The following is a 2061-nucleotide window of genomic DNA, read 5'->3' as shown; positions in this document are numbered from 1 at the left end:
CGTCACGGCGTTGCCAAAGCCTAAATCCAAAATCGCCAAATAGCCGATAACGCTGCTCGCTAAAGAATATAGCCCAAACTCGCTCTGCCCCAGCGCCCGCAGGAAAAACGGCGTATAAACCAAAGTAAGTATCGTAGAAACAAAGATATTCACATACGATAGCACGACGCCGAGCTTACGCTGCGCGGCTTCGGGGGCGTTTAGAATTTTAAGCAAACAAGGCTTCCTTTTGCTCGCCGCTATTAAACGCGGCGGAGTAAAATTTTAAAATTTCAAATCGCACTTTCACGCTAGAACCTAGAGCTTCTTTTCCCAATTAAGCGCGCTTAGGATGATCTCATCCAAGCTCTCGTGCTCAGGCTGCCAAGAGGTTTTGGTGCGAATTTTATCCGCGTTTGAGATGAGGCAGGCAGGATCCCCCGCTCTGCGCGGAGCGATCTGCACTTTAAAATCCACGCCGCTTACTTTTTTAGCTTCATTGACGACCTCTTTTACGCTAAAGCCCGTGCCATATCCTACGTTAAAAACCGCGCTGTCATTACTTTGCAGATAATCAAGTACCGCCAGATGCGCGCTTGCGAGATCCTCTACGTGGATGTAGTCGCGTATGCAGGTGCCGTCTTTGGTATCGTAATCATCGCCAAAAATGCTCATCTTATCGCGCTTGCCGACGATCGTTTGAGTCGCTACCTTAATTAGATGCGTCGCGTTTGGATAGTTTTGCCCGATCGTGCCGTCGCTAGCCGCACCTGCAACGTTGAAGTAGCGCAAAATTCCGTATTTAAAATTCGGATTTGCCGCTGCCGCGTCTTTTAGCACCCACTCGACCATAAGCTTGCTTCTGCCGTACGGATTGATCGGATTTTGCGGAGTTTCCTCGCTTACTTGCGGGACGCCTGGCTCGCCGTAGGTCGCCGCAGTGGAGCTAAAGATAAAGTCTTTCACGCCGTATTTGTTCGCAAGCGCGATTAAATTCATCGCGTTGGCGGTGTTGTTTAAATAGTATTTTAGCGGATTTTGCGTGCTTTCAAAAACCTCGATAAACGCCGCAAAGTGAATGATCGCATCAAACTTCTCGCGCTTAAAAAGCTTCTCGATTGCGGGGGTATTTTCTAGGCTCTCTTGCACGAACTCAAACTCGCCTATTTTGCGAAGTGCCTCGATCGCTCGCATCGAGCCCTTGCAAAGATTATCCAGTATGACGACGTCGTGGCGGTTTGCTTCTAAAAGCGCCTTTGCGACGTGGCTACCGATGTATCCCGCGCCGCCTGTAATTAAAATTTTCATCTATTCTCCTTCGGATCAAATTTATCAAAATACGCGATTATAGCCCCTTAGATTAAATCGCTGGTCGCACGCGCAAAAATACGGGGAAGCGCGGCTTTTTCTCGCGGGTTAGGTTTTGGTATTGATAGGTGATGATCGTGCCTACTTTAGGCGGATTTGCCCGCATCTCGTCGCTAAAGCCCGTGCCTACTTTAAATTTCGCTCCGCTACGTAGATCCACGCAGCTAAGCGAGCCCATCTTGCCCTCGTTTTTGCCGTAGCCGGGGTTGATTTTTACGACCTTGCACTCGCTATCGTGCGTCTTTTTGTATTTTAAAATTTTATCGCTGCGGCCGCTCTCATAAAGCGCGTTTGGATCGCGCAGCACGACCCCCTCGCCGCCTGCTGCGATAACGCGATCAAAATACGCCTGCACGTCGGCGTGCGTGCTTACCGGAGTTTGCTGCACGATGAGTAAATTTTGCGCGCCGCTTGAGGCGATAAAATTTCTTAAAATTTCCATCTTCGCGCTTAGGTTTTTCTGCTCCTTCGGCAGATCAAACGCGTAAAATTTCACCCTGCTCCACCGCTCATCGGGCACGCTAGAAGAGACGATCGAGACGAGCTGCTCAAACTCTCCGCGCGCCGTGTATAGCTCGCCGTCCACGAAAAACGGCGGAAAGCCCGCGCTCCAGCCCTCAGGAGCGTTTATGATCTTGCCGCGCCTGGAGCGCAGATTTTTGCCGTCCCAGATCGCGCGCACGCCGTCTAGCTTTTCACTGATGACCCAGCCCG

2 protein-coding genes and 1 pseudogene are annotated in these 2061 nt (G+C 50.7%); all 3 read right to left on the bottom strand.

Translation table 11 applies throughout. The features are described from left to right. Positions 1 to 216: pseudogene (locus Q0277_RS07580) on the bottom strand (virulence factor MviN); the annotation flags it as partial. A gap of 81 nt (positions 217 to 297) precedes the next feature. Next, the gene (gene galE, locus Q0277_RS07575) at positions 298 to 1287 is read right to left on the bottom strand and encodes a UDP-glucose 4-epimerase GalE (RefSeq protein WP_297896583.1); all 990 of its coding nucleotides are present in this window, start codon (positions 1285 to 1287) and stop codon (positions 298 to 300) included. 52 nt (positions 1288 to 1339) lie between these two features. After that, positions 1340 to 2061, bottom strand: a 722-nt coding sequence (locus Q0277_RS07570; RefSeq protein WP_297996968.1) for a DNA ligase, incomplete at its 5' end; no start/stop codon positions are given.

This window comes from uncultured Campylobacter sp. (genome assembly GCF_938030815.1).
GTDB lineage: Bacteria > Campylobacterota > Campylobacteria > Campylobacterales > Campylobacteraceae > Campylobacter_B.
The sequence above is the reverse complement of the archived record's forward strand: the minus strand, read 5'-3'. Positions and strand labels throughout refer to the sequence as shown.

What these genes read in the sequence shown, in the direction of transcription:
- galE (WP_297896583.1), bottom strand. Translation starts at nt 1,287, where the DNA reads ATGAAAATTTTAATTACAGGCGGCGCGGGATACATCGGTAGCCACGTC.